20 protein-coding genes and 1 pseudogene are annotated in these 23,001 nt (G+C 65.6%); 11 read left to right on the forward strand and 10 right to left on the reverse strand.

All coding sequences use genetic code 11. The features are described 5' to 3' along the window. Positions 1-31: 31 nt before the first annotated feature. Positions 32-5,767, forward strand: a complete 5,736-nt coding sequence (locus IG178_RS12990) for a ThuA domain-containing protein (RefSeq protein WP_226895398.1) — start codon at positions 32-34, stop codon at positions 5,765-5,767. On the opposite strand, the gene cls is transcribed toward IG178_RS12990, so the two are convergent. From cls to IG178_RS13005, 3 genes are all read right to left on the reverse strand, one after another. Further along, positions 5,768-7,288: a cardiolipin synthase gene (cls, locus tag IG178_RS12995; RefSeq protein WP_193212992.1), complete on the reverse strand. Its 1,521-nt coding sequence runs from the start codon at positions 7,286-7,288 to the stop codon at positions 5,768-5,770. 105 nt (positions 7,289-7,393) lie between these two features. Further along, positions 7,394-7,570, reverse strand: coding sequence for a YqaE/Pmp3 family membrane protein (locus tag IG178_RS13000; RefSeq protein WP_193212993.1), 177 nt, complete (start codon positions 7,568-7,570; stop codon positions 7,394-7,396). Between the two features lie 12 nt (positions 7,571-7,582). Continuing rightward, complete coding sequence (locus IG178_RS13005; protein WP_226895400.1) at positions 7,583-7,825, reverse strand: hypothetical protein; 243 nt, start codon at positions 7,823-7,825, stop codon at positions 7,583-7,585. A gap of 233 nt (positions 7,826-8,058) precedes the next feature. Between IG178_RS13005 and IG178_RS13010 the strand changes: the two genes are divergently transcribed. After that, the gene (locus IG178_RS13010) at positions 8,059-8,730 is read left to right on the forward strand and encodes a GDSL-type esterase/lipase family protein (RefSeq protein WP_193212994.1); all 672 of its coding nucleotides are present in this window, start codon (positions 8,059-8,061) and stop codon (positions 8,728-8,730) included. Between the two features lie 4 nt (positions 8,731-8,734). Here the strand turns inward: IG178_RS13010 and IG178_RS13015 are convergent, their stop codons facing one another. Beyond that, positions 8,735-9,637: a VPGUxxT family thioredoxin-like (seleno)protein, type 2 gene (locus tag IG178_RS13015; protein ID WP_193212995.1), complete on the reverse strand. Its 903-nt coding sequence runs from the start codon at positions 9,635-9,637 to the stop codon at positions 8,735-8,737. Positions 9,638-9,762: 125 nt separating this feature from the next. Continuing rightward, a complete protein-coding gene (locus IG178_RS13020) occupies positions 9,763-9,960 on the reverse strand; it encodes a CsbD family protein (protein ID WP_193212996.1) in 198 nt (65 codons plus the stop codon). A 375-nt stretch (positions 9,961-10,335) separates the two neighbouring features. On the opposite strand from IG178_RS13020, the gene cmoA reads away from it, so the two are divergent. Then, entirely contained in the window at positions 10,336-11,031 is a 696-nt protein-coding gene (gene cmoA, locus IG178_RS13025) for a carboxy-S-adenosyl-L-methionine synthase CmoA (protein ID WP_343225968.1), read from the forward strand. Continuing rightward, positions 11,028-11,768 carry a methyltransferase family protein gene (locus tag IG178_RS13030; RefSeq protein ID WP_193212998.1) on the forward strand — a complete coding sequence of 247 codons (741 nt, stop codon included), beginning with the start codon at positions 11,028-11,030 and terminating at the stop codon, positions 11,766-11,768. The genes cmoA and IG178_RS13030 overlap by 4 nt, the downstream gene beginning before the upstream one ends. Before the next feature lie 8 nt (positions 11,769-11,776). Here IG178_RS13030 and IG178_RS13035 read toward each other — a convergent pair whose 3' ends face one another. Beyond that, positions 11,777-12,601: a ThuA domain-containing protein gene (locus IG178_RS13035; protein ID WP_193212999.1), complete on the reverse strand. Its 825-nt coding sequence runs from the start codon at positions 12,599-12,601 to the stop codon at positions 11,777-11,779. A gap of 194 nt (positions 12,602-12,795) precedes the next feature. Here IG178_RS13035 and IG178_RS13040 point away from each other — a divergent pair, with 194 nt between their 5' ends. The 4 genes from IG178_RS13040 (at position 12,796) to IG178_RS13050 (ending at position 14,925) form a co-directional block, all read left to right on the forward strand. Next, positions 12,796-13,125 (forward strand): hypothetical protein, encoded by a 330-nt coding sequence (locus tag IG178_RS13040; RefSeq protein ID WP_193213000.1) that lies wholly within the window; start codon positions 12,796-12,798, stop codon positions 13,123-13,125. Between the two features lie 71 nt (positions 13,126-13,196). Continuing rightward, on the forward strand, positions 13,197-14,057 hold the full coding sequence (locus IG178_RS13045; RefSeq protein WP_193213001.1) for a GNAT family N-acetyltransferase: 861 nt from the start codon (positions 13,197-13,199) through the stop codon (positions 14,055-14,057). A gap of 68 nt (positions 14,058-14,125) precedes the next feature. Further along, the gene (locus IG178_RS25540; protein WP_226895402.1) at positions 14,126-14,461 is read left to right on the forward strand and encodes a hypothetical protein; all 336 of its coding nucleotides are present in this window, start codon (positions 14,126-14,128) and stop codon (positions 14,459-14,461) included. Positions 14,462-14,589: 128 nt separating this feature from the next. Further along, on the forward strand, positions 14,590-14,925 hold the full coding sequence (locus tag IG178_RS13050; RefSeq protein WP_226895403.1) for a hypothetical protein: 336 nt from the start codon (positions 14,590-14,592) through the stop codon (positions 14,923-14,925). A gap of 161 nt (positions 14,926-15,086) precedes the next feature. On the opposite strand, the pseudogene IG178_RS13055 reads toward IG178_RS13050, so the two are convergent. The 3 genes and pseudogenes from IG178_RS13055 to IG178_RS13065 form a co-directional block, all read right to left on the reverse strand. Beyond that, positions 15,087-15,836, reverse strand: a pseudogene (locus IG178_RS13055) (TonB-dependent receptor); the annotation flags it as partial. A gap of 37 nt (positions 15,837-15,873) precedes the next feature. Then, positions 15,874-16,665 carry a PIG-L deacetylase family protein gene (locus tag IG178_RS13060; protein ID WP_193213003.1) on the reverse strand — a complete coding sequence of 264 codons (792 nt, stop codon included), beginning with the start codon at positions 16,663-16,665 and terminating at the stop codon, positions 15,874-15,876. Between the two features lie 9 nt (positions 16,666-16,674). Beyond that, a complete protein-coding gene (locus IG178_RS13065; RefSeq protein WP_193213004.1) occupies positions 16,675-17,862 on the reverse strand; it encodes a glycosyltransferase in 1,188 nt (395 codons plus the stop codon). A gap of 300 nt (positions 17,863-18,162) precedes the next feature. Between IG178_RS13065 and IG178_RS13070 the strand changes: the two genes are divergently transcribed. Continuing rightward, on the forward strand, positions 18,163-19,155 hold the full coding sequence (locus IG178_RS13070; RefSeq protein ID WP_193213005.1) for a type II secretion system F family protein: 993 nt from the start codon (positions 18,163-18,165) through the stop codon (positions 19,153-19,155). A gap of 6 nt (positions 19,156-19,161) precedes the next feature. Here IG178_RS13070 and IG178_RS13075 read toward each other — a convergent pair whose 3' ends face one another. After that, a complete protein-coding gene (locus IG178_RS13075; protein WP_193213006.1) occupies positions 19,162-19,494 on the reverse strand; it encodes a GlsB/YeaQ/YmgE family stress response membrane protein in 333 nt (110 codons plus the stop codon). A 188-nt stretch (positions 19,495-19,682) separates the two neighbouring features. Between IG178_RS13075 and IG178_RS13080 the strand changes: the two genes are divergently transcribed. Together IG178_RS13080 and IG178_RS13085 are read left to right on the forward strand one after the other, a co-directional pair. Beyond that, positions 19,683-21,539 carry a hypothetical protein gene (locus IG178_RS13080; RefSeq protein ID WP_193213007.1) on the forward strand — a complete coding sequence of 619 codons (1,857 nt, stop codon included), beginning with the start codon at positions 19,683-19,685 and terminating at the stop codon, positions 21,537-21,539. Between the two features lie 364 nt (positions 21,540-21,903). Next, positions 21,904-22,797, forward strand: a complete 894-nt coding sequence (locus IG178_RS13085; RefSeq protein WP_193213008.1) for a hypothetical protein — start codon at positions 21,904-21,906, stop codon at positions 22,795-22,797. Positions 22,798-23,001: the final 204 nt, after the last annotated feature.

Here is a 23,001-nt window from a genome sequence, read left to right on the forward strand (position 1 = left end):
CATGAAATTCCCCCGCATCCTGCTCGCCGGCTTGCTGGCGTTCGCTTGTTCCCCGCTCCTCCCGGCGGCACCGATCAAGGTTCTGGTCATTGAAGGTGCCAGCAACCACGACTGGCAGCACCGCATCGAGATCGTCCGCGCGATCTTGTCCCGCGACGGCTCTTTCGACGTGGATTTCAGCGTCACGCCGGGACCCGCCACCGACCCCGGCTGGACGACCTGGTCGCCGGATTTCGCGGCCTACAACGTGGTGATGTCGGGCTACAGCAACCACGAGGGCGGCGAACCGCGCTGGCCGGCGGCGGTGGAGGCGAACTTCGCGGCCTACGTCAGTGGCGGCGGCGGCTTCGTGGCCTTCCACGAGGCGGCCCAGTCCTTCGTCGACTGGCCGGAGTACAACGAGATGCTGGGGATCCGCTGGAACGACGCGTCGGTCGGCACCGCGGTCGAGATCGATGCCGGCGGCAACCTGCTGAGCTACGGTCCCGACCTGCCGGGCCCGGCGGCCTACACCAGCCACGGCCCCCACGCCGACACGCTGGTCACGAGCTTCCAGAACCACCCGATCCACGCCGGCCTGCCGGCGTCGTGGATGGCGGCGAACCTCGAGATCTGGCGCTACCTGCGCGGTCCGGCCAACAACCTGACGGTGCTCTCGTACGCCAAGGACGCCGAGACCCAGTTGCAATTCCCGGTCGAGTGGGCGGTCAACTACGGGGCCGGCCGGGTCTACGGGTCGTCCTACGGCCACCTCTACGACTTCGAGGACGAGCCGGTCGGGATGCGCTGCGCGGCCTTCCAGGAAACCCTGGTCCGGGCCCTGAAGTGGTGCGCCGGGGTCACGCCGCCGGCCACGGTGCCCGCCGATTTTCCCACGCCGACGACGACCACGGTGCGCGCCCATGCCGAGGGCTTCAGCGGTTTCGGCGGACCGCAGCCGGTCGGGCCCTTCTCGAATGGCGTCCTGCCGACGCTTTCGATCGTCCCCACCGGGGTCGAGCTGAGCGAAGCCTTCCCGGCGCTCGACTGGGAGTCGCCGATCGATGCCAAGCCGTGGCCGGAGCAACCCGGGCAGCTGATGATCGCGGAAATGGACGGCAGGATCTTCAAAGTCGCCGACGACGATGCCGCGACCACCCGCGAGCTGGTCCTCGATGTCCGGAATGTCGTCTGGTACCTGAACTGGGACCAAGGCGTGGATCCCGGCGCTCCCGGCCAACCGGACAAGATCCACAAGCACGGCGGCATCCTCTCGACCGCCTTCCACCCGCAGTTCGGCAAGGGCCTGGGGAAGGACTTCCTCTACATCTACTACCTCCACAATCCCAACGACGATGCCCCGGCGGCGAACCCGCCCTTTTACGATCGTCTGGCCCGTTACACGTGGAACGGCACGGCCTTTGTCAGCCCGCAGATCCTGATCAACCAGTACGACACGGTGAAGGGCCACGAGGGGGGCGGGATGTGCTTTGGGGCGGACGGGTTCCTCTATCTCGCGGTCGGCGACGAGGGCAATGAAAGCGGCGACGCCGAGGCCGACACGCAGAAGATCGACGACCGCTTCCGTTCCGGCGTCTGGCGGATCGACGTCGACATGCAGGGCGGCGCCATCAGTCACCCGATCCGCCGCCTGCCGGCCGGCCCGGGATCCTACACGCAGAATTACTTCATCCCGAGCGACAACCCGTGGGTGGTGGCACCGGAGATCGCCGAATCGCCGGTTCTCGAGGAATTCTACGCCATCGGCTTGCGCGAGCCGCACCGGATGAGCTTCGACGCCGCGACCGGGTTGTTCTGGATCGGAGACGTCGGGGCGAGCGCCCGCGAGGAGGTGGACGTGATGGACGGGCCGGGGCTGAACTTCGAGTGGAGCTACAAGGAGGGCACCAACCCCGGCTTCGCGGATCCGCCGGCGGTTCCGATCGGCACGGATCGTGCCCCGGTCCACGACTACGAGCACGGCGTGGGGAATTGCATCATCGGCGGCTACGTCTACCGCGGCACCGCGATCCCCGAACTGGTCGGGAAATATCTCTACGGGGACAACGGGTCGCAGCTGCTCTATGCGCTGGAATACGACCCGCAGACCCAGCAGACGCTGTCGGTCGAGCAGTTCGGCCAGGGCCGGGCGGCGGGGATCTGGGAAGGGATCAGCTCCTTCGGCATCGACTCCGCCGGCGAGCCACTGCTGCTCCAGCTCGGTGCGGGGGTGAACGGCAACGCGGTGATTTCCCGCATCAAGCCCGCAGGCCCGCCGGCGCCCGGCACCTGGACTTATCCGGCCCTGCTGTCCGAGACCGGGGTCTTCGCCGACGTCCCGACGCTGACCCCGGCCCCGGCCATGATCCCCTACGACGTCAACATGCCGTTGTGGAGCGCGGGGATGGAGAAGAAGCGTTGGGTGATGATCCCCAACGACGGCGTCGCCGATTCCCCCGCCGAGCAGATCACCTACAGCCAGAGCGGCAACTGGCAGTTTCCGGTCGGCACGGTGTTCGTGAAGCATTTCGCCCGCCCGGACACCGGCGCGCCGCTGGAGACCCGGTTGTTGGTCCACGGTACCGACGGCTGGGGTGGCGTGACCTACAAGTGGCGCGCCGACGGCAGCGAGGCGGATCTGTTGGAGGAAGGGGCCGAGGAGGTCCTGACGGTGGGCAGCGACACCTTCGAGTACCTCTATCCCTCGCGGAGCCAGTGCAACCAGTGCCACACGCCGGTCTCCGGTCCGGTGCTCGGATTCCGCACGCGCCAGCTCAACCGGATCTTCGACTATCCGGGCGGCTCCCCGGCCAACCAGATCGAGTCGCTCAGCGTGGCCGGATTCATCCCGCAGTCCATCACCGTGGACAAGCTCGCCGGGGTGCTGACGTCGACCCCGCACGACGACCCGGTGGCGTCCGACGAGGATTGGGTGCGCTCCTACTTCGACAGCAACTGCTCCCATTGCCACCAGCCCGGCGGCAGCTCGCGCGCCTTCTTCGATGCCCGCCTGAGCACCCCTCTGCCCAGCCAATCCATCATCTGCGGCCCGGTCATCGACGGCCTCGGCGCCCCGGCGCCCGCGGTGATCAAGCCGGGCAGCATCGAGAACTCCGTCCTGCTGCAGCGGATCAACACCATCGACGAGTGCTGTTCGATGCCGCCGCTGGCCAAGGGCATCGTCGACGACGTCGCGGTGGCGCGCGTCGCCGACTGGATCCTGGGGATGAATGCCGACTCCTGCACCAAGACCGGCAGCTTCTACGGCGGCGGATTCCTCGGCAGCACGCCGTCCCCGGGGCCGGATCCCGAGCTCGACCTCTGGCATTCCAACCTGGTCGTCAACGAGGCGGCGACCTTCACCAACCCGACCGCCGGTCCGCTGGTTCTCACGCTCGATCGCTTCCGCTTCAATGCGGGCATCGCCGGCGACCCGCTCACGCCCTTCGTCGTCCGCGTCAATGCCGACAATGATTTCACCGTGCTCGCCATCGGCAGCACCCGCGTCACCTACGTCCCGGGCGCCAACGACCTGCCGTTCTCCGACAGCCCGGCGACCGTCACGGTCGGGGCGGGGGAAACGATTGCCGTCGGCTTCCTCGATGCCTTGCCCGACGGTTCGGGCGGGACCGGGGCCGGGGTCATCACCTGGCAAGCGGGAGGCGCGGAGGTCTGGCACAGTGGCGGGCCGCTGGACGGCGATTCCGCGAGCCTCACGATCGGCCAGCCGCCGGTGCCGGGAGCTTCGGTGGTTACCATCGAGACCCGCGACTACGACTTCGCCGTCACCTATCAGGTCGGCGAGTTCGAGCTCGGCGACGGCCTCGACGTGGCACCCGATGCCATCTCGGACGGGGCCTATTCGAACTTCGTGATCAACGAGACGGACGTCTTCACCAACAACACGCCGCATTCAATGAACGTGTCGGTGCAGCGCTTCCGCTTCCACGCGGCCCTGCAGGGCGATCCGGTCACCCCGTTCGTGGTCCGCGTGAACGCCGACAATGACTTCACCGTCCTGGCGATCGGCACCACCCGCACCAGCTACGCCCTCGGCGACAACAACGTCGCCTTCTCCGACAGCCCGGTCAGCGTGATCCTCGCGCCGGGGGAAACGCTGGCCACCGGCTTCCTCGATGCCCTTCCCGACGGCACCGGCGGCACCGGGCCCGGCGTGGTTTCCTTCGACTACTACGGCACCGACGAGGTCTACTACAGTTATAATATCGGTAACACCGGCAGCAGCATCGCCGTCGGCCAGGCCCCGGTGACCGAGGGGGTGCTGGTGACCGACACGCCGCGGAGCTACTACTATTCCATCTCGCTGGCGGTCGCCGGCGGAGCGGATGCCGGAAGCCCGGAACTCTGGGCGGCCAACCTGGTGATCGACAAGCAGGCCACCTTCACCAATACCAGCGGCGCCGGGCTCACGCTCCTGATGGACCGCTTCCAGTTCAACGCCGCCGGTACCGGCGAGCCGCTGACACCCTTCATCGTCCGCGTCGACGGGCCGAACAGCTTCACCGTCCTTGCGGTCGGCAATCCGCGGACCGGCTATGCAAGCGGCCAGAATGACCTGCCGTTCTCGGATGCCAGCACCAAGGTCGAGGTGGCGGCCGGCGAGACGATCGCCATCGGCTTCCTCGATGCCAACCCCGATGGCAGCGGCGGCACCCAGCCGGGCATCGTCGTCTCGCAGCCCGACATGGCCGGGGTCTGGCACGGCGGCGGTCCCGCGGAATCCGACTCGGGCTCGGTCACGGCCGGCCAGCCACCGGCAGCCGGGGCCTTCCTGGTCGAGAACGACCTGCGGCACTACGACTTTTCCATCAGCTATCTGGTCGTCGAGTACCAGCTCGGCAACGGACCCGCCGTGGTGCCGGGCTACGTCGCGGACCAGGTGATCTCGAACCTCGTGATCAACGAGTCCGACGTTTTCACCAACAACACGGCCCAGGCGATGACGGTGACGGTGGACCGCTTCCGGTTCCATGCCTCGAGCAACGCCGACCCGCTGACGCCCTTCCTGGTCCGGGTCAATGCCGACAACGACTTCACCGTGCTGGCGATCGGCACCACCCGGACCGCCTACGCGCTCGGGGTCAATGACCTGCCGTTCTCCGAGGCGCCGGCGCAGATCACCGTCGCGCCCGGGGAAACCATCGCGCCGGGCTTCCTCGACGCCTATCCCGACGGCTCGGGTGGCACGGGCGACGGGGTGATCTCTTTCAACTACTTCGGCACCGACGAGATCTTCTACAGCTACGACATCACCCCGGTGGCCAGCACCATCGCCCTCGGTGAGGCGCCGGTGCCGAAGGGCTACCAGCACACCGATTTCACCCGCGACTACTTCTTCTCGGTCTCGCTCGGCTTCGGCGGCAAGGAGGACGAGGACGGCGACGGCTTGCCGGACAAGTGGGAACTCGCCTGGTTCCCCGACCTCACCACGTTGTCGGGACTGGCGGATGCCGATGGCGACGGCATGAGCGACGCTGCGGAATTCGAGTCCGGCACCGATCCGACGGATCCCGCGAGCGTGTTGCGGGCGACCTCCCTGCTGCCCGCACCAGGCGCAGGCGGAGCTTCGGCCGCCGTGCAGACGGTTCCGGGCCGCTACTATGAGATCGGGCTTTCCTCGGACCTTGACGGGTGGGTCCCCACCGGCCCCTGGAAGGCCGCGAGCTGGCCGGCGGCGACGACGGTGTTCCCGATCCCGGCGGCATCGTTGCCGCCCGGGGCGGACCGGAAGTTGTTCATCCGCGTGACGCCCGCGTCCGGGAACTGATCATTGGATCGGGGCCAGCAGGCGCGCCACCTTGACTCCCAGGCGGAAGCGGAATTCGCGTTCCGCCAGGTCGTTGGCCTTGGCGCGGGTGCTCTTGTCGAAGTCCAACTGGAGCATCGTCTTCACCTCGCGGGCGAAGGGCTTGTCGTTCACGCCGATCATGACCTCGAAGTTCAGCCGGAAGGAACGGTTGTCGAGATTCGCGCTGCCGATCGCTGAGAACTCGTCGTCGATCAGGATCACCTTCTGGTGCAGGAACCCGTCCTGGTAACGCCAGACTTCCACGCCCGCGCGTTCGAGCTCGTCGAGGTAGGAGAAGGACGAGAGGTAGACCAGCTTGCTGTCGGAAAGCTCGGGAACCAGGACCTTCACCTCGACCCCGCGCCGGGCGGCGAGCTGCAACGCCATCACAACGGCGTCGTCGGGCACAAAGTAGGGTGTGGCAATCCATACCCGCTTCTTCGCCGCGTGGATCGCTGCCTGGAAGAACAGGCCGCAGGTCTCCATCGGATCGGCCGGCCCGGTCGGCAGGCACACCGCTTCCGCGTCACCGGGGCGGCTGGAGAGATCCCAGCGGAGGTGATCGAGCTGCTCGCCGGTTGCCCAGTGCCAGTCCTCGACGAACGGCACCTGCACGCTCGCGACGACCGGGCCGGAGATCCTCAGGTGGCTGTCGCGCCAGGGGGTCAGCGAGGGGTGCTTGCCGAGGTACTCGTCGCCGACGTTGTGGCCGCCGACGAAGGCGACCTTGCCGTCGACCACCACGATCTTGCGGTGGTTGCGGAAGTTAAGCTGGAAGCGGTTGGCATCGCCGCCGAGATTCATGAACGAACGAACCTCGGCACCTGCCTCGGTCAGGTCGCGGGTAAACGACCGGTCGAGGCCGAGGCATCCGTAGTCGTCGTAAAGGACATGGACCTTCACTCCCTCGCGGAGCTTCCGGATCAGCCGCTCCTTGAGCTCGTTGCCGGTGCCGTCCGCGCGGATGATGTAGAACTGCACCAACACATAGTCTTGGGCATTGTCGATGGCATCGAAGATCGAGCGGAAGGTGTTTTTCCCGTCGACCAGCAGCTCGGCCTTGTTCCCGGAGGTCACCGGCAGCGACGAGATGCGCGAAAGGGTGGTCATCAGGTCGGTCGTGGCGGCGGGCGGGACGCCGGCCTCGCCGATGTCGCGGATCATCTGCCGCGCGACCGGCCGGATCTCGGCGAGCCCGGCGCTACGGGTCGAGACGTAGGTGTCGAAATCGTCGTTGCCGAACACCCAGTAGGCGGGGACGGCGAGGTAGGGGAAGGTGTTGAGGGTGATCGCCCAGGCGATCGCCCCTTGGGGCGTGCGGGTCTCCATCACCGCGGAGATCGACTGGAAGAAGCCGATCACGTGCATGGTCAGCACGAACAGCGCGGTCAGGGGCCGGCGGCGCCGCTTGGCGAAACCGAGCAGTCCGGCAGTCCGCGGAAAGCGGTCGCAGAAAGCGCCCGAAGCGATCCGCAGCCGGGCCCGCAGGGAAGAGAACATGGGAAGGGGTGGCGGGGGTTCGGGCAGGGCGGTCACCTCGGGTGGAAGAGCCCGGCCCGCGCAGCTCCCATGGGGAGACGGCGCACGGGCCGGGAATTCCGGGCTTCAGAGGATCACGATGAGGGCGTGAATGAGCCCCGGGATCCACATGAAGAGGGTGAGGATGAGGTTGAGGACGAAGGTTTTGTCCAACCCGGTCTTGAGCGCGACCGCCAACGGGGGCAGGAGCACCGCAAGGATCACCAGGAGGAGCTTGTTTGCAGGAGCGCTTGCTTGTTCCATGGCTCGCCGGGGTTATTCGTTGTCTTCTTCATCCGGAATATCGACGTCGACGGTGGGAACCTCGACTTCGACCTTCTTCTTGCCGACGGTCACTTCCGGACCTTCAACATCGAACTTCGGAGCCTTGAGCTCGCCTTCGACCTTCACTTCCGGCAGCTCACCATCCTCCACCTTGTCGACGTCGCACGACGTCATGGAGAGGGCGAAGAGGGCCGCGGGAAGCAGGAACAGTTTGGTTTGCAGTTTCTTGTTCATGGCGAGGATTCTATCGCAACCGCCGTGCCGCCGCCGCCCGCCCGGCTCCGGGTTGGTTCCAACAAATTGGCCAAGAGTTTGTTAGGGAAGGTGATCCCGTCGCGAGGGGTGTCCGAAACGAACCGGGAATTCGTGCGCGATGCGGGATGGATCGTGCCTCTTGCATGATTCGCGGTTCGAAAAGGCGGCCGGGGAATGATCGACTCGCAAGTGGGCATCCGTAGCATCGGCCCATGCTCCGAACCTTGCTCCTCCTGTTGTTGGCGCCGCTGGTCGCGATGGCCGCGCCCGATCCGGATCCCGCGCGCTTCGCCAAGGAAATCGATGCCTTCGACGCGGCGGACGCGAAGAACCCGCCGGAAAAGGGCGGCATCGTCTTCGCCGGCAGCTCGAGCATCCGGATGCTCAAGATCCCGAAAGTGTTCCCGGGCCTGGATGCCCTCAACCGCGGTTTCGGAGGCAGCCACATTTCCGACGTCAACCACTACCTCGAGCGCTGCGTGTTGCGCTACGAGCCGTCGATCGTGGTCTTCTACTGCGGCTGCAACGACATCTGGGACAAGAAGTCGCCCGAGCAGGTGGACGAGGATTTCACGGAGTTCCGCACCCGGCTGTTCAAGCGGGTTCCGGAGGCGAAACTGATCATCATGCCGATCCGTCCCTGCGAGTCCCGCGAGTCGGCGCGCGACCGCGAGGCCGACATGAACCGGCGCTTCCTGAAAGCCGCCGACGCCGATCCGCGCATCACCTACGTCGCCGGTTCGGCGGACCGCTACCTCGACAAGGACGGCAAGCCGATCCCCGAGCTGTTCATCGGTGACAAGCTGCACATGAGCGACGCCGGCTACGAGATCTGGAAGGAGTTGCTGACGCCGTTGCTGCCGGTACCGGCGGGCAAGCCCTGAGCGATCAGTTCTTGAGGAAGCTGGCGGCCTTGCGGGAGTCGGTGCGGGCGAAAGCGTTGACCTTGGTCGCCTGTTCGGGCGTGAGATCGAGCTTTGAGAACTTCGTGCCTTTGAGCTGCCGCTTTTGGTCGGATGCCGGCGCCTTGCGGTAGGAGTCGTCCAGAAGCGTGGCGTTCCCGAAGCCCGCGGCCCCGGCGGGGGCGGCCTGGTCCTCCCCGCTGAGATAGACCGCGTCGGCCACCCCCGCCGTCCGGGCGCTCCGGATGAGGTCTTCCAGCCGGATCGTCGCGGGATCGTAGTCGACCAGGGTCACCTCGCGGCCGCGGAAGAAGCCGGCCTCGGTGCGGACGGTTCCTTCGATCGCGCCGAGTTTCATTTCGCCGGTCCAGAAGCAGTGCTGGGCGAAGGCAACCTGCCGGGTCGCGGGGGCCGCCGCGGCTTCCTCGCGACCCGCCTTGGCCAGCGCTTCGCGCATCCGGCGGGTCAAGGCCTCGCGGGTCCACACGTGGTCCTTGCGCGGGATCAGGTCCTTGCCTTCGCCGTCGAGGAAGCGGACGACCTGGTAGTTCCAGGCTCGTTCCTGGTAGCGCCTCAGGATTTCGGCGTCCTTGCCGTCCTTGTTGTTGTGGACCAGCACCGGGATGAAGTTCCGTTCGATCATCCCGACGATCGACGGGGCGCTCAGCACCTCGCGGCCGAAGTTCTTGCAGCCGGCACATCCCGGCACCTCCTGGAAGAGGAGGAAGACCGGCTTCCCGGATTGCTTGGCGGCGGCGAGCGACTGGTCGAGGTCGCGGCTCCAGTTCACCGTCCCGACTTCAACCGGATTGCCGGTGACCGCTGCTTCCGGCTGGCATCCGGACAAGGCGGCCACCGCCAGCACGAGGGGAACGCATCGGATCTTCATGGCTGTCCGGTGGGAGCCTGCCGCGCTCCGCTTATTCCGATCAGGATTCTCGTCGCAAAACGAAACCGCCGGGCCCCGGATGCGGGGCGCGGCGGCACTTTCCTTGGTTGAGAAGCGTGACGGGCTCAGTGGCAATCGCACGATTCCTGGATGGCCTTTTCGACGGCCTCACGCGACTCGCCGGTGCGCTTCTGCACCCGTCCGACCATTTCGTCCACCTTGCCTTCGGCGTAGTCCAGATCGTCGTCCGTGAGTTCTCCCCACTTCTGCTTCAGCTTACCCTTGGCGATGTTCCAGTCTCCTTTGATTTCGAGTGTGTTCATGATTTGATGTTGGTTTTGATGGATGCCGCCGCAGCAGCATCGCCTGCTTTCATCTCAACAGGCAACGTGCCACGGATTTCGATTCGTTTGTGAAGTGCTCATTTCCAAGGAGTCAGGAGGGATGCGGAGCGGGCGTGCGGAGGGTGCCCGCGCGGGCATCCTGCATGGGACCGGCCGGGCGGCCGTTGCAAATCGAGCCGGCTGGCGCCGACTCATTCTCCTCTCATGTCCGGCGGGTAGGGTGTGCGGCGTTGTCGATTTCATTCCACGGACACCATGAAAGCCACCGCCCTGCAGTTTGCCCGCCCGCCCGTCGATGACGGCGGCAGTGTTCCCCTGACAGTTTTGGAGAAAGACCGCGTGTTCGACACGCCGATGGACCACCTGCCCGACTTCAAGTTCGGCGAGCAGGTCGTCTCGGTGTTCGACGACATGGTCGGCCGCTCCGTTCCATTCTACGGCGAGATGCAACGGATGATCGCCGAGATCGCGGGCGATTACGCGGTGCCGGGCACCACGGTCTACGACCTCGGCTGCTCCACCGGAACGACCTTCCTCTGCATTGACCCGAACGTCGCACCGGACGTGAAGTTCGTCGGGATCGACAACTCGCCGGAGATGCTCGAGCGCTGCCGCCTCAAGCTCGACCGGCACGGGATGAAGCGCGACGTCGAACTCCGCCACGGTGACCTCAACCAGGGGGTCGAGATCGGGAACGCTTCGCTGGTCCTGCTCGTCCTGACCCTGCAGTTCGTCCGTCCGCTCTACCGCGACAAGCTGGTGGCAAGCATCCTGGACGGGATGAACGAGAACGGCGCGCTGATCCTCGTGGAAAAGGTCATCGGCGAGGACTCGCTCTTCAACCGGCAGTTCATCAAGTACTACTACGACATGAAACGCCGCAACGGCTACAGCGAGTTGGAAATCTCCCAGAAGCGCGAGGCCCTCGAGAACGTGCTGATCCCCTACAAGCTCATGGAAAACCGGGAGATGCTGCTGCGGGCGGGCTTCCGCCACTGCGACACCTTCTTCAAGTGGTACAACTTCACCGGAATGATCGCCGTCAAATGAACGTCCGCATCGGAAACTTCCTCTACCACTACCGGAACATCCTGTTTCCGGTGGTCTACCTGCTCTTGTTCCTCAAGGGGCCCGATGGTCCCTTCCTGACGGCGGACTACCGGATCGCGGCGCTTGCCGGGATCCTGATTGCGCTGGCGGGACAGCTGGTCCGCGCCGTCACCATCGGCCTCGAGTACATCAAGCGCGGCGGCAAGAACCGGATGCCCTACGCCGACGACCTGGTCCAGGGCGGGATCTTCGCCCACTGCCGGAACCCGCTGTATGTCGGGAATTTCACCATCCTGCTCGGCACCGGCATCGCCTCGAATTCCTTTTGGTTCATGGCTGTCGGCATCCCGTTCTTTTTCATCGGCTACCATTTCATCATTTCGGCCGAGGAGAACTTCCTGCGTGGAAAATTCGGCGGGCAGTACGACGACTACTGCCGCCGCGTCAACCGGGTCATCCCCAGGCTGGGAGGCATCGGCGCGACCCTCGGCAGCATGTCGTTCAATTGGAAGCGGCTGGTCAGCGCGGAGTACAACAGCACCTTCGCGTGGATGATCGCGGTCTGTGCCTCGGTGCTCCAGAATGTCTGGCTGAGCGGCAGCTATTCGCTCTCCAACCCCGTCGTGATCGCGATGTGGACCGGTGCCGGGCTCACCGTCGCCGGTTACATCGTCGCCCGGGTGCTGAAGAAAACCGGGCGCCTGCGGGTGCTTCCGGCGGGAGCGCAGGCGGCCTGAGGAAGCACTTACTTCTTCGGCCTGCCGTAGCCGGCCTTGGGCCGGCCGTTGGCGTCGAGTTTGTCGGCGGCCCAGAGCAGGCCCTTGGCGACCATGTCGAGGTAGCGGGCGTCCTCGACGGTGGCGTTGTTGTGGCCGATGGTCGTGGAGAAAACCCGGGTGTGCTTGTCGCCGTAGGTGTTGGTCCAGACCACCACCGTCTCATCCTTGCCCTGCTTGCCCTTGGCCAGCGGGTGGGCGTCGTCGAAGAGCCGGACATTGTTGTAGAGCTCCTCGTTGATGGTGGTCCAGTCGGCGGCGCCCTTGGTCACCGGGTGACTTGTGTCGACGAACGAAATGTCGATCGGCTGCTGGCGGCCGTGGCCGCTCGATTGCAGGCCGAGGAACTCGAACCACAGCGAACCGTCGCCGCCGAGCTTGGTCACTTTCTTGCGGAAGTCGCCGGTGCGGTAGCTGTGCATCGCGCAGTGGAGGTTGACGGCGGGCATGCCGTCGCGATGGGGCTTGAGCACTCCCTTGACGACCTCCGGGTCCTTGATGTCGGCGGCGCATTCATCGTGGATGACGAGATCGTAGCCGGCGGCGTAGTCCGGGTTGCCGTAAATCGGCAGCGCCGGCTTGGTGCTGCCGTCGTCGACGTGGACCTGGTCGACGGTGACGTTGATCCGTTCTTCCAGTCCCTTCTTCAAAATCTCGGTCTGCGCCTTGTAGTCGTGGCAGCAGCCGCCGGTGATCAGCATGACCTTGAGGGGTTTGGCGGCGTCCTGTCCGTGGACCGTGGGAACAAGGCCGAACAGGGCGGTGGTGGCGGAAACGAGCAGCAGGTTTTTCATGACTGGGGACGCTAGGGTCGAGGTGGAGATAGGCAAGACGATTGGGGCGCCGCCACCCTTTCGAGGGGTCTGTCATTCGGGCGGCTTTCGCCTCGAAAATGTCGCTGCCGTTGGCCCGTCAAACCGGTTTCCGGGTGCTTGCGTCCTTCCCGGGCCTGTGGCATCTTGCACGGTGCGAAAGGAGCTTTGACGCCATGAAAGAATTGCTGGATGCGTGGAAAACGGTGGATCGAAACACGATCGCCGCCTTGTTGAGCGTGCTTCCCGGGGCGGGGCATCTTTACAAGCATCACTACCTCGCGGGCGCGGGAATCCTGACGGTCGGCAACACGCTGATGGTTTTCGTCGCCCTGTGGCTCTCGATCGCCACCCTCGGCCTGTCGCTGATCCTGGTGCCGGCTCTTTGGATGGCGGGGGTTGCCTACGCCGCTTATTACGCGCCAGATCACCACGGCGCGCATCCGTGGCTGCATTTTTGGGAGCACCGCCGGGTGCACGCGGGCCGGGGCAAAGACGGGCACTAAGGTCCACCGGAAGACGGGGATGGGACGAAAGTCCCATTGCCGGGGCGGCGGCCGTTGGTTTGATTCGGGCCATGGCGATCGAACTTGTTCCCGCGACGGAGGAGGCCATCCCGCGGCTGTCGGATATCTGTCACCGGGCGTTTTCCGCGCTCCATGACCGCTTCGGGATCGAGCGCGACATCCCGACCCCGGAGGTCGGGGAAATGATCCTCTCACAAACCGTCAAACGGCCGGATTACACCGGAATCATGGCGGTCCTCCACGGCAAGGTCGTCGGTTCGAATTTCCTGACCTTCGTCGACGAGGTCGCCGGGGTCGGACCGATCACGGTGGACCCGGACCTGCAATCGAAGGGGATCGGCCGCCAGCTGATGCAGTGGGCGATCGACGAGTCACGGCGGCGGGGCATCCGCCAGGTCCGGCTGTTCCAGGAAGCGCTCAACACCGCGTCGCTTTCGCTCTACACCTCGCTCGGTTTCGAATGGCGGGACTCCGCGGCGCTGATGCAGGCGATGCCGGCGGCGGAGGACGACGACGCGGTCCGGCCGATGGGACCCGCGGACCTGCCGGCGGTCGCCGAACTGTCGCGCCGCGCCTATGGCTATTCGCGCGCCGGCGATGCGGGGCAATTGCTCGAATGGCAGGTGCCGGGATTCCTCATGCTGCGAGACGGCGAACCGGTGGCCTACCTTTTCGCCACCCTCTTCGGCCATGCGGCGGCGGTGTCGAACGTGGAGCTCCTCGCCCTGGTCGCCCAGGCGGCCCGCCAGCTGCCGCCGCCGCTCGCCCGCTTCATTTGCCCGCTGTCCCGGCCCGGCCTCCACCGCGAAGCGCTGGCTGCCGGGCACCGGACGGTGAAGATGCTCTCCTACATGTCGCTGGGGGACTATGTGCCGCCGGCGGGGGCGCAGTTTCCGTCGATCCAGTGTTAGATGACTCCCTGACCTCCTGCAGGAGTTTCGTCTTGTCCGGACACGACCGCTCCGGGGAGATTTGGGGCATGTTGAACGAGCTTTCTTCCTCATTGCGCCGCGGCTTCGCGTCGGCAAGGGAAGAACGGCTCGAGGAATGGACGGTTGTCCGGCAAGCAGGATTCTGGTGCTACTGGTCGAGGCGGTGGGCCCGGATCCTTTGCTCGATCTGGATCGGTGCGGCCGTCGCGAGCTTGCGCACCGCCCGGCCGGTATTACCGCAACTCCTGCAGGGGATGTTCCTGTTTTCCATGGTCGCGCTGTCCTTTGTCCTCATCGAGCTTGTGATATGGCGCCGAGCGGAGACGAAATGGTCCAGATGGATGGCTGCAGGTGAGGATTCACATGCTGGATCAAACCGGTAGCCACGATGAAGCGGACGAACGCCAGATTGCGGGATCAAACCCGACGGGCATGGCTGGACGTTATTTTACTACTATGGCTGTCGTGCCTGTCGGCGAGGGCCAATCCGGTGGGAGATCCACTTCAGGAAGTGGGCCAAGGCCTGGGCCAGGCGACGGCGATGTTTTCCCTGGCAGTGGAGATCGCGCTCACCGCGGCGATGCTGATCGGCCTTTACCGGATTCAACGTCGGGCCCTGCTGGTTTGCTGCCTGATTGCGCTGAATGCCGCGACCTTCGGGCTTTTCGTAGTCTGGATCTACCCGCACCTGAAGAACGTTTGGGTCATCGAGGGCCTCATCTGGCTGGTCGAATCCATGGGAATCGCGGCCATTCTGCGCGGCTTCCAGGTGCCCCCGTTCTCGATGCGCACGGTGGCGCTGGTTGCCCTGTTAGGCAACCTCGTCTCCTTCCTGCTGGGCAACTAGCGGGGCGATCAGCGGCAGCCGAAGAAGTGCCGCTGCTTGATCAGGCCGGCGACCTGGGGCGGCACCATGTCGGTCCAGACCTCGTCGCCGTCGGCGATCTTCCTCAGGACGTCGCGCGAGAAGATGCTGAGATACTCCTCCTTGAAGTTGTCGAGGGCGACGAAGCTGCCGCGCTCGACCAGCACGGCCTTCTTGTAGAGGGCCTCGGAGGGCTGCAGGACGGAGCCGTCGGGGCCGAACATGGCGGCACCGCTGAGACCGAGTTGCACGAGCTTGAGGCTGGTCAGGCGGTTGTCGACGGCGCGGAACTCGATCCCGCGGAACTCGATCATGTCGATCTCGATGCGGCCGGTGGTGAGCTTGTCGAGCAGGCTCTCGATCAGCAGCTCGGGCTCGTGGTAGAGGAAGAAGGCGCCGTAGAGGAGGTTGACGCCGACCACCCCGAGGGCCTCCTGTTGGAGCGAGGCCTCGTTGTCGAGCATGCGGACGTGGATCAGGATCTGGGACGGTTCGTCGCGCGGGCGGGACTGGAATTTCACGCCCATCCAGCCGTGGCACTCGTTGCCGCCGCGGTAGCTGCGGGCGACCACCGTGTCGGCGAAGGCGAAGAAGGCGGTGGTGTCGCCGCGCTGGTCGGCGAGGCGCTCGACATTGAGCGAGAACTCGCGGTCGAGCATCGCCTGCAGGCGCGTGCGCGAGACGTAGCGGTCGCCGCTGCCGTAGATGGCGTCGCTGACCATCATGTCGTAGGCGGAGATGCTCTTGGCGACGGTGCCGGCGGCGCCGCCGACGCGGAAGAACCAGCGCACCACTTCCTGGCCGGCACCGATTTCGGCGAGGGTTCCGTACCAGCGCGGGTCGAGGTTGATTTTGAGCGCCTTGTGGTGGGTATCGAGATCTTCCTCGCGCATGGGTGCAAAAAGCACCTGCCGCGCCACATTGGCCGCTTTACGTGTCTGCAGGGTAGTGGCGGAAGGCCTCGCGGGCGGTACGGTCGACATAGCCCTCGAGGGTGCCGCCGCCGTGGCCGGCGAAGTACTCGTGCTGGGAGCGATGGGCGCGGAAGGCGGCGAGGCGCTGGTCGCGGTGGCGGACGCCGTCGATGACCAGATCGGCCGGGTCGTCGCGGTTGAGGAGCCCGGGAAGGGCGTGTCCGGATTGCCAGGCGTGCAGGGTGAGGACGGGCACGTGGCCCGAATTGGCACGCATCACCGCACTTCGGATGAGGAGGTGGGCGGGGTGCCAGTACTCGCCGCCGCTGCCGTGGGTGATCAGCAGGGAAGGCCGTAACGCTTCGATGACGGACCTCACCTGCGATGCCAATTCGCCCGCCGGCACGGCCGGTGCGAAGACCCGATGGGCCTGGCCGAGCGGGTCGATGTGGCCGAGGAAGCTCACCGAGGCGGCCCCGAGCGCCGCGGCGGAGGCCCGTAGTTCCGCTTCGCGCCGCCGGCCGAGTTCCTCCCGGGAGCTGTCGCCGGTCACGCCGCCTTCGCCGCGGGTCAGGCAGATCAGGTGGAAGGCCTTGCCGCGCGCTGCCAGTTCGCACAGCAGGCAGGACGCGAAGAGCTCGTCGTCCGGGTGGGCGATGAAGACCGCCACCGGGCCTGCCGCCGCGATCAGCGTGGCGAGCTCGACCGGGCGCGGTGGCCGCGGCGGAAAGAACGGTCTCAGCAACTGGCGGGACCGCTTGCGGTAGAACAGCGGGTCGGTGAGGCGTTGGCTCAGCTTGCTCCACATGACGAGCGGTCAGGATGGGGTGAGCGTGTGGCCGCTGAAACGCTGGACGATGCCGCGCAGGTTCTCCGCGAAGCGTTCCGGCCGGAAGCGCAGCGTTTGTTCGTGAAGGGCGTCGCGCAGGGCGGGCAGCGATTGCGGCGACTCGATCCGGGCGATGATCTTTTTCACGGCGTCGTCCGGGTCGGAGAAGACCAGCGATTTCTCGCCGATGACCTCGCCGCTGCCGCCTTCCGCGGGGACGAAGGGAATCAATCCCGCCGCCGCCATTTCGGCGACCGAGATGCCGAAGGCCTCCACCCGGCAGGCGTGGAGGCCGAAGGTGCGGGTGGCGAAGAGCTCGGCCTTTTCGTCGGGACCGAGGAAGCCGGGCGTGCGGATCCAGTCGCGCCGGGCATCGACCAGGCCCCGGACCGACTGGGCGTAGGTGCTCGTGGAAAAACGGCCGAGAAGGTCGAGGGTGACCGGGTGGCCGGCCGCGCGGACGCGGTCGAGGATGCCGATGATCGTCTCAAGTTCCTTCTCCGGGGTGATGCGGCCCATGCAAACGAAGCCGAGCGGCTGGCGTTCGCGCTCGCGCCGCGGCTCGCAGTGAAGCGACGGCGGATAGAGCACGGGGATGTCGTCGACGCCGAAGATCTTGGCGACCTGGCGGGCGGTCCACCTTGAGTTCGCGACGTAGCAATCGTCGGCGGCCCTGAGGCGGGTGGCCGTGCGGCCGGCGATCAGGGTCCCGGCCAGCAGGTAGCCGCGCCGCAGCACCGAGGGGCGGTGGTGCGCCCGTTCGGCGGCATTCGGATAAAGCTCGAGCCGGGACTCCTCGCTGAAGCTGAAGTCGCCGATCAGCTGGATCGCCGGGCGGCAGAAGCGGATCGGGTTGTAGGCGCTGATGCACAGGTCGAAGTGCTTGCCGAGGCGTTGGCAATGGCGCTCGAAGTAGGCGCGCTGCCAGTACGCGAGGCGCGTGCCGCTGTTCACCCCGGGGAGCTTGGGGGCGGGCAGGGTGCGGATCTTCTCCGGCGACACGGCGGTGCCGTAGATCCCGTTGAGCGTGTCCCAATCCACCGGCGAGGCCGTGGTGAAGGCGAGCCGCGCGCGGTCCTGGAGGCTGTGCAGGGCCCACATCGCGGTGGCTTCGGAGCCCCCGCGCCCCATCCAGGGATGGGCGATCAGGATCTCAGGCTGGAGGGGGGGGGCCATCGATTCGGAGTTTCTCGCCGGAAACGGGCGGCGCGGTGACGCCCGGTCCGGCTGCGGTTAGAGAGCCGCGTTGCCGCCATAGATGAAGAGAGCGCGCGGGAGATGTCGAACCTTTTGACATGCAGGGATGTCATGGCGTGCGGCGGGGCAGGGCATTGACCTGTCGAATCACGGATTCCATCCCGGTCCCAAAAACTCCAAGCCCGCCGCCTCGCCTGCGCAGTTGGACCGCCGATGCCGCCGGGGCCGAGGAATCCCCTTCCCATGCCCGGGACCGGATGTCAGCCTTGAGGTCGACCCATGGGATTCCAAGCAGCGCAGAAGCATCTTTTCTACACGGAAATCGCCAAGCTGCTGGAGGCGGGCTTCGGGATCCGCGAGGCCGCCGCCGCGATGCTCGACACCAAGCTGCCCGGGGTGCAGTCGACGTTGTTAGAGGAGATGGACCGCGAGCTGGAAGCGGGCAAGTCGATCACCGAATCGTTCGGGCGCGACAACCAGCTGATCACGCCGCTGGAGCGCAGCGTCATCGGCGCGGGCGAGCGCGGCGGGCGCATGGCGGCGGCGTTCCAGCACCTCGCGGACTACTATGGCATGCTCGCCGCAGCGCGCCAGGAGGCGATCCGCGGCATGGCCTACCCGGCCTTGCTGCTGCACCTCGGCCTGTTCGTCGGCGTGCTGGCACCGGGCCTCCTGCACGGCTCGCCGTGGACCGACATCCTCAAGAGTTTCGTCCTCGCGGTGCTGGCTGTTTATGCGGCCGGCTTCGTGATCTGGCTGGGTGCCCGCGCCTTGCTGGCGGCGGCACCGGGGAACGCCTCGCTCGACCGGGCGATCAACCTGATCCCGGTGATCGGCAAGGCCCGCCGCTCGATGGCGATGGCACGCTTCACCAAGGTCTATCACATCTGCCTGCTGGCTGGACTTTCGATGGAGGAGACGGTGAAAACCTCCGCCCGCTCGTCGCGCAGCGGGGTGATCGGCGAGGCGGGGCTGAAACTCGAATCGGCCCTGGCCGACGGCAAGCCGTTGGGCCCGGAGTTCATCGCCTGCGGAGCCTTCCCCAAGGCCTTTGCCCGCTCTTACGCGACCGCCGAGGAGTCCGGCGGCCTCGACAAGGATCTCGCGCGCTGGGCCGGGGTCTATCAGGACGACGCGGCCGCCGCGGTGAGAACCCTGTCCGCCGTGGCGTCGAAGCTCGCTTACTTTCTCGTCGTGCTGTTCATCGCCTGGACGGTGATCCGCGTTTACAGCGGAATGTACAGCGACATGTACGAGATGCTGGAAGAATGACGACCGCTACTTCTTCATCCACTTCCAGATCAGCAGCACGAGGAGTGCGCCGACCGTCGCCGTGATGACCGAATCCGGCGAGGGCAGCCATTCCCCCGGTTCCGGCGCCTGCAGGTAGCCGAAATGCCTGCCGATCCAGCCGCCGACCACCGCGCCGAGGATGCCGAGGACGATGGTGAGCAGGCAGCCGCCCTTTTCCTCCCCGGGCATGATCTTGCGGGCGATCAAGCCCGCGAACAGGCCGAGCAGGATCCATCCCGCCAGCTCGGCAATGCGGGGATGACCGGATGCCGGGAGCCCGGAGGCACCGATCAGCAAATCGCTGGGGCGGACATTCATGTGCTCTGAATATCAGATTCGTTGAAGTTTGCACGCTGTCTTTCCGGTGGACGGCGGCCGGCGGGCCGACAAGGCTCCGACCCATGGGACAGGCGAAACGAAAGCAGCAGCGGGATTGTCCGGCGAAGGGGGCGGCGATTACCCCCGAGGAATGTGGTCGCGGCCGCAACTCGGCCATTTCCTGTCCGTTGGATTGTCCCTTCAATCCCTTTTCGCCCGGCAACTACCGCGACGTCTTCCTCGGCTTGGAGAGCAAGGTGATCCACCAGCTTTCGCGCAAGCTCGCCGCTGACCTCTCGCCGTCGCAGGCCCGCGAGATGGCGGACGCGATCGGCGACGACGACCTCTTCACCAGCCACGCCCTGCATGTCTGGCTGGTCCACGGCAGCGGCCGGCTGGAGCAGTGGCGGGAGCAGGGCTTTTTCCGCGACTGGAAGAACGACGAGCAGGTCCTGCTGGGTTGGATGGCGTCGATGCGTCCCGCCTTGATCGAGTTCCGGGAAGGGATCGACGGGAGCCGCACGATGGCCGTCGACCTGTTGCGTCCGGAACTCCCGCCCTTCGCCGTGACCGACGAAGCCGCGGCGTCGCAAGTCGGGCGGTTCCAGGTGCAGCTCGGCTGGCTTTACGACCTGCCCGCCGGCCAGCGCCTGAGCGGGGGATCGATCGCGGTGCCGTCGATCGACGGTCTCGAACCGCAGGAGGTTCTCGATGCCTTGCTCGATCACCTCGATGCGCCGGCGGAGAACCGGACGTCGTGGCTTCTCGAACACATGACGCTGGTGGCCGATGCTTTCGTGGCCATCGGCGTCGCCTCTCAGGTGAAGCAATTGGCGATGAGCGACCTGAGGCAGTTCACGCTGAACTACCCCGTGCCCGCCGGGATTCTGAGCGACTTGGAATCAAAGCTGCGCGACAGCAAGCGGGTTTTCGTCGAGGAGACGGACAGCCCGCTCCAGCGTTTCCTGGGCAGCCTGTTGGACGAGGGCTCGGATCGCGACCGCGACCATCAGGCGCGCGTGCTGGGTGAGTTGCAACTGACCGATGAGGGACTTGAGTTCCAGGCCATCGGGGAGACCGCCATGGTCGCCGGCCGGCAATTCATCGCGGAGCTCGGCCTCGAGCTCGGCGCGGAAGAGCGGTCTTCCATGGATCTGGCGCCTTCCGGCGCCCCGTCCGGCTTCGATCCGGACCTGGTGCCACCGCGATTTCTCGATGGCGTTTCGCCGCTCGATCTATCGACCATGATCGAGCTCCAGGAGCCCGGCGATCCGCCCGGGCCGGAACTCCCGGCCCACTACCTCCGATTCGCCGATACCGCCCTGCCGGCATTCGGCGGCCGGACGCCCCGCGAAGCGGGGGGCGAGCCATCGCTCCGGCCGCGGCTGGTCCGCTTGATGAAAGAGCACGTCGCCCGCTGCGACCAGCAGCGGCGGGCGGACGGGATCGACATCGACCTCAACCCCCTCCTCGCCGACCTCGGTCTCGACGAGCTGATCCTGCCGCCGCCGCCAATCGGCTTCATCGAGGTCGAGGATGAAGGCGAGCTGCCGCTCGATCCGCCGCCGCGGCAGGGTTTGTTAGAAGGCGAGCAGCTTGAGATCCGGATCCAGATGGTCACCGGCGACGAGGCGATGTGGAACCGCCTGGAGATCCGTCTCGCGGACATCCTCGATGCCTTCAACGATCTCTCCGACCAGATCAGCCCTCACGAGCTCGAGCTCCTCCAGACCACCGCGCTGGCCATTTTGGGTGCGTTCCATCCCGACCAGGTGCCGGGCTACGACCCGGATGCCGAACGGATGGTCGCCCGTTACGAAAGCTGGATGGCCAGCGGCGATGCGGAGGAAACTCTCGAGGAATATCTCGACCGGATTTTCGCGGAAACCCGCCAACAGCAGCTCTGCGAGGCCGCCGTCGACTTGCTGTTTCACCTGGAGGACCGGAGCGGCAAGAAGATCCGCAAGAAGAAGCTCGACGCGCTGATCACCGCCCTCGCCGCCGCCATCTGGGAGGCCGCCCACTGGCCGCCGCTGCTGGATTGAGGGAATGACTACAAAGGTAGTAGGCGGGGTGTCCTGACCCGATTCGTCCCGAGTGGCCCGCCGCGCCTTCTCGTAGCGGAAGGACTGCGTCCTTCCGGCTGGGTGCGGCCGTAATGAGAATTAGACGCCCGAATTGCCGGTCCGGACCGCCTCCCGCCGGAGCGGCGCAGCCGCTCCGCTACTTCCGTGGTGGTCAGATTGTGCAAGCCGTCAGCGGCCGCGTGGTGAAACCCAGGCGATTCCGTCCCCTTCGCGGCTGAACCTGGTCAGATTCAAAAAGGGGGCGCCCATGGTCTCCCGCGGAGACTCTCACATCTCATTGTTGTGCGATTGACAATTGAAAGACAATCAAGAGGATATTGTTATGAAAAGGAAGCATGGGCTTGCTGGGGTCGCGGTCGCAGGGATCGCCGCTTCCATTCTGATCGGGCTGTTGATCTGGCCTGAGGCGCCGTCAGTCGACGAGCCTGTTGACCCTCCGGTCGTTTCGCTTCCCAGGGAAGGTCCACGCAAGGAGCTTCCCAAAAAGTCCTCACCGCGGCAGGAAGCTCCTGAAATCAGCCCGAAGATTCCAGCCCGGCCCGAACCTGAGGTACTTGAAGCGAAGGAGCTTGCCGGCTCGCAGGAGGAGGCGGTTGACCCCGACGAGGAGTTCATGAAGAAAATCTCCGGACTCCCCTTGGATAGGGCCGAATATGAGACTCGCCTTGAGGTGGAAGGTCGAATCAAGGACAGCGAGAAGATCCGGGCGAAATTGATCTATTCCAAGAGTTCGGATGGGAAGAATATCTTCGCATACGCGGTCTCTCAACCTTCCATGGAAGAGGTTCGGAAAATGACACGTCCCTACCAGCTTCTGTTGGAGAAGCAGGACAGCCCGTCGGGCAGAGCCTACGTGGACAAGCAGATTGAGAGTTTATTCAACACCTTTCGACTGACGGATGGTCGGTATCGACTCCTGTATTCCATTGTTCCCGAGGTCGCCGATGGCGGCTTTGTGCAGCAGTACTCAATTGCCGCCTCCAGTGAGGCGGAATGCCTGGAGATCCTGCATGACGATCTGGCTCCAAGGCCCCCGATTGTGATGGGGGTGACCTACAGGGACTCCAACTATGAGAGGATCGGAGGTCGCTCCTATGGAGTCACGCCCGGTCATTGGAGAATGGATCACCTGGTGTCAGGTGACCTGCTGGCTCCTTTCAATCGGAGTTCATATCGGTTTACAGGCAACAATACCGGGCAATCGTCGGCTGAGTAGTGATTCGAATTGGGGTCCCTTCTGATACCAGTAGCCGGGGCGACCTGTTCCAATCCGTCCCGAATGGCTAGGATACGAGCCACCTTTTGCCTGCCGTTGAAGTCGGCTCGCCGTTCCTTCTCGTAGCGGAAGGACTGCGTCCTTCCGGATGGGTGCGGCCGCGACGAGAAAAAGACGCTCGGATTGCCGCTCCGGACCGCCTCC

Source organism: Neoluteolibacter marinus, assembly GCF_014904755.1.
In the GTDB taxonomy this organism is placed as follows: Bacteria; Verrucomicrobiota; Verrucomicrobiia; order Verrucomicrobiales; family Akkermansiaceae; genus Haloferula; species Haloferula marina.

What these genes read in the sequence shown, in the direction of transcription:
- IG178_RS13005 (WP_226895400.1), bottom strand. Translation starts at nt 7,825, where the DNA reads ATGAACAAGAAACTGCAAACCAAACTGTTCCTGCTTCCCGCGGCCCTC.
- IG178_RS13070 (WP_193213005.1), top strand. Translation starts at nt 18,163, where the DNA reads ATGGGATTCCAAGCAGCGCAGAAGCATCTTTTCTACACGGAAATCGCC.
- cmoA (WP_343225968.1), top strand. Translation starts at nt 10,336, where the DNA reads ATGGACCACCTGCCCGACTTCAAGTTCGGCGAGCAGGTCGTCTCGGTG.
- IG178_RS13060 (WP_193213003.1), bottom strand. Translation starts at nt 16,665, where the DNA reads ATGTGGAGCAAGCTGAGCCAACGCCTCACCGACCCGCTGTTCTACCGC.
- IG178_RS13085 (WP_193213008.1), top strand. Translation starts at nt 21,904, where the DNA reads ATGAAAAGGAAGCATGGGCTTGCTGGGGTCGCGGTCGCAGGGATCGCC.
- IG178_RS13035 (WP_193212999.1), bottom strand. Translation starts at nt 12,601, where the DNA reads ATGAAAAACCTGCTGCTCGTTTCCGCCACCACCGCCCTGTTCGGCCTT.
- IG178_RS13030 (WP_193212998.1), top strand. Translation starts at nt 11,028, where the DNA reads ATGAACGTCCGCATCGGAAACTTCCTCTACCACTACCGGAACATCCTG.
- IG178_RS13045 (WP_193213001.1), top strand. Translation starts at nt 13,197, where the DNA reads ATGGCGATCGAACTTGTTCCCGCGACGGAGGAGGCCATCCCGCGGCTG.
- IG178_RS13015 (WP_193212995.1), bottom strand. Translation starts at nt 9,637, where the DNA reads ATGAAGATCCGATGCGTTCCCCTCGTGCTGGCGGTGGCCGCCTTGTCC.
- IG178_RS13000 (WP_193212993.1), bottom strand. Translation starts at nt 7,570, where the DNA reads ATGGAACAAGCAAGCGCTCCTGCAAACAAGCTCCTCCTGGTGATCCTT.
- IG178_RS13010 (WP_193212994.1), top strand. Translation starts at nt 8,059, where the DNA reads ATGCTCCGAACCTTGCTCCTCCTGTTGTTGGCGCCGCTGGTCGCGATG.
- IG178_RS13075 (WP_193213006.1), bottom strand. Translation starts at nt 19,494, where the DNA reads ATGAATGTCCGCCCCAGCGATTTGCTGATCGGTGCCTCCGGGCTCCCG.
- IG178_RS25540 (WP_226895402.1), top strand. Translation starts at nt 14,126, where the DNA reads ATGTTGAACGAGCTTTCTTCCTCATTGCGCCGCGGCTTCGCGTCGGCA.
- cls (WP_193212992.1), bottom strand. Translation starts at nt 7,288, where the DNA reads ATGTTCTCTTCCCTGCGGGCCCGGCTGCGGATCGCTTCGGGCGCTTTC.
- IG178_RS13040 (WP_193213000.1), top strand. Translation starts at nt 12,796, where the DNA reads ATGAAAGAATTGCTGGATGCGTGGAAAACGGTGGATCGAAACACGATC.
- IG178_RS13065 (WP_193213004.1), bottom strand. Translation starts at nt 17,862, where the DNA reads ATGGCCCCCCCCCTCCAGCCTGAGATCCTGATCGCCCATCCCTGGATG.
- IG178_RS13020 (WP_193212996.1), bottom strand. Translation starts at nt 9,960, where the DNA reads ATGAACACACTCGAAATCAAAGGAGACTGGAACATCGCCAAGGGTAAG.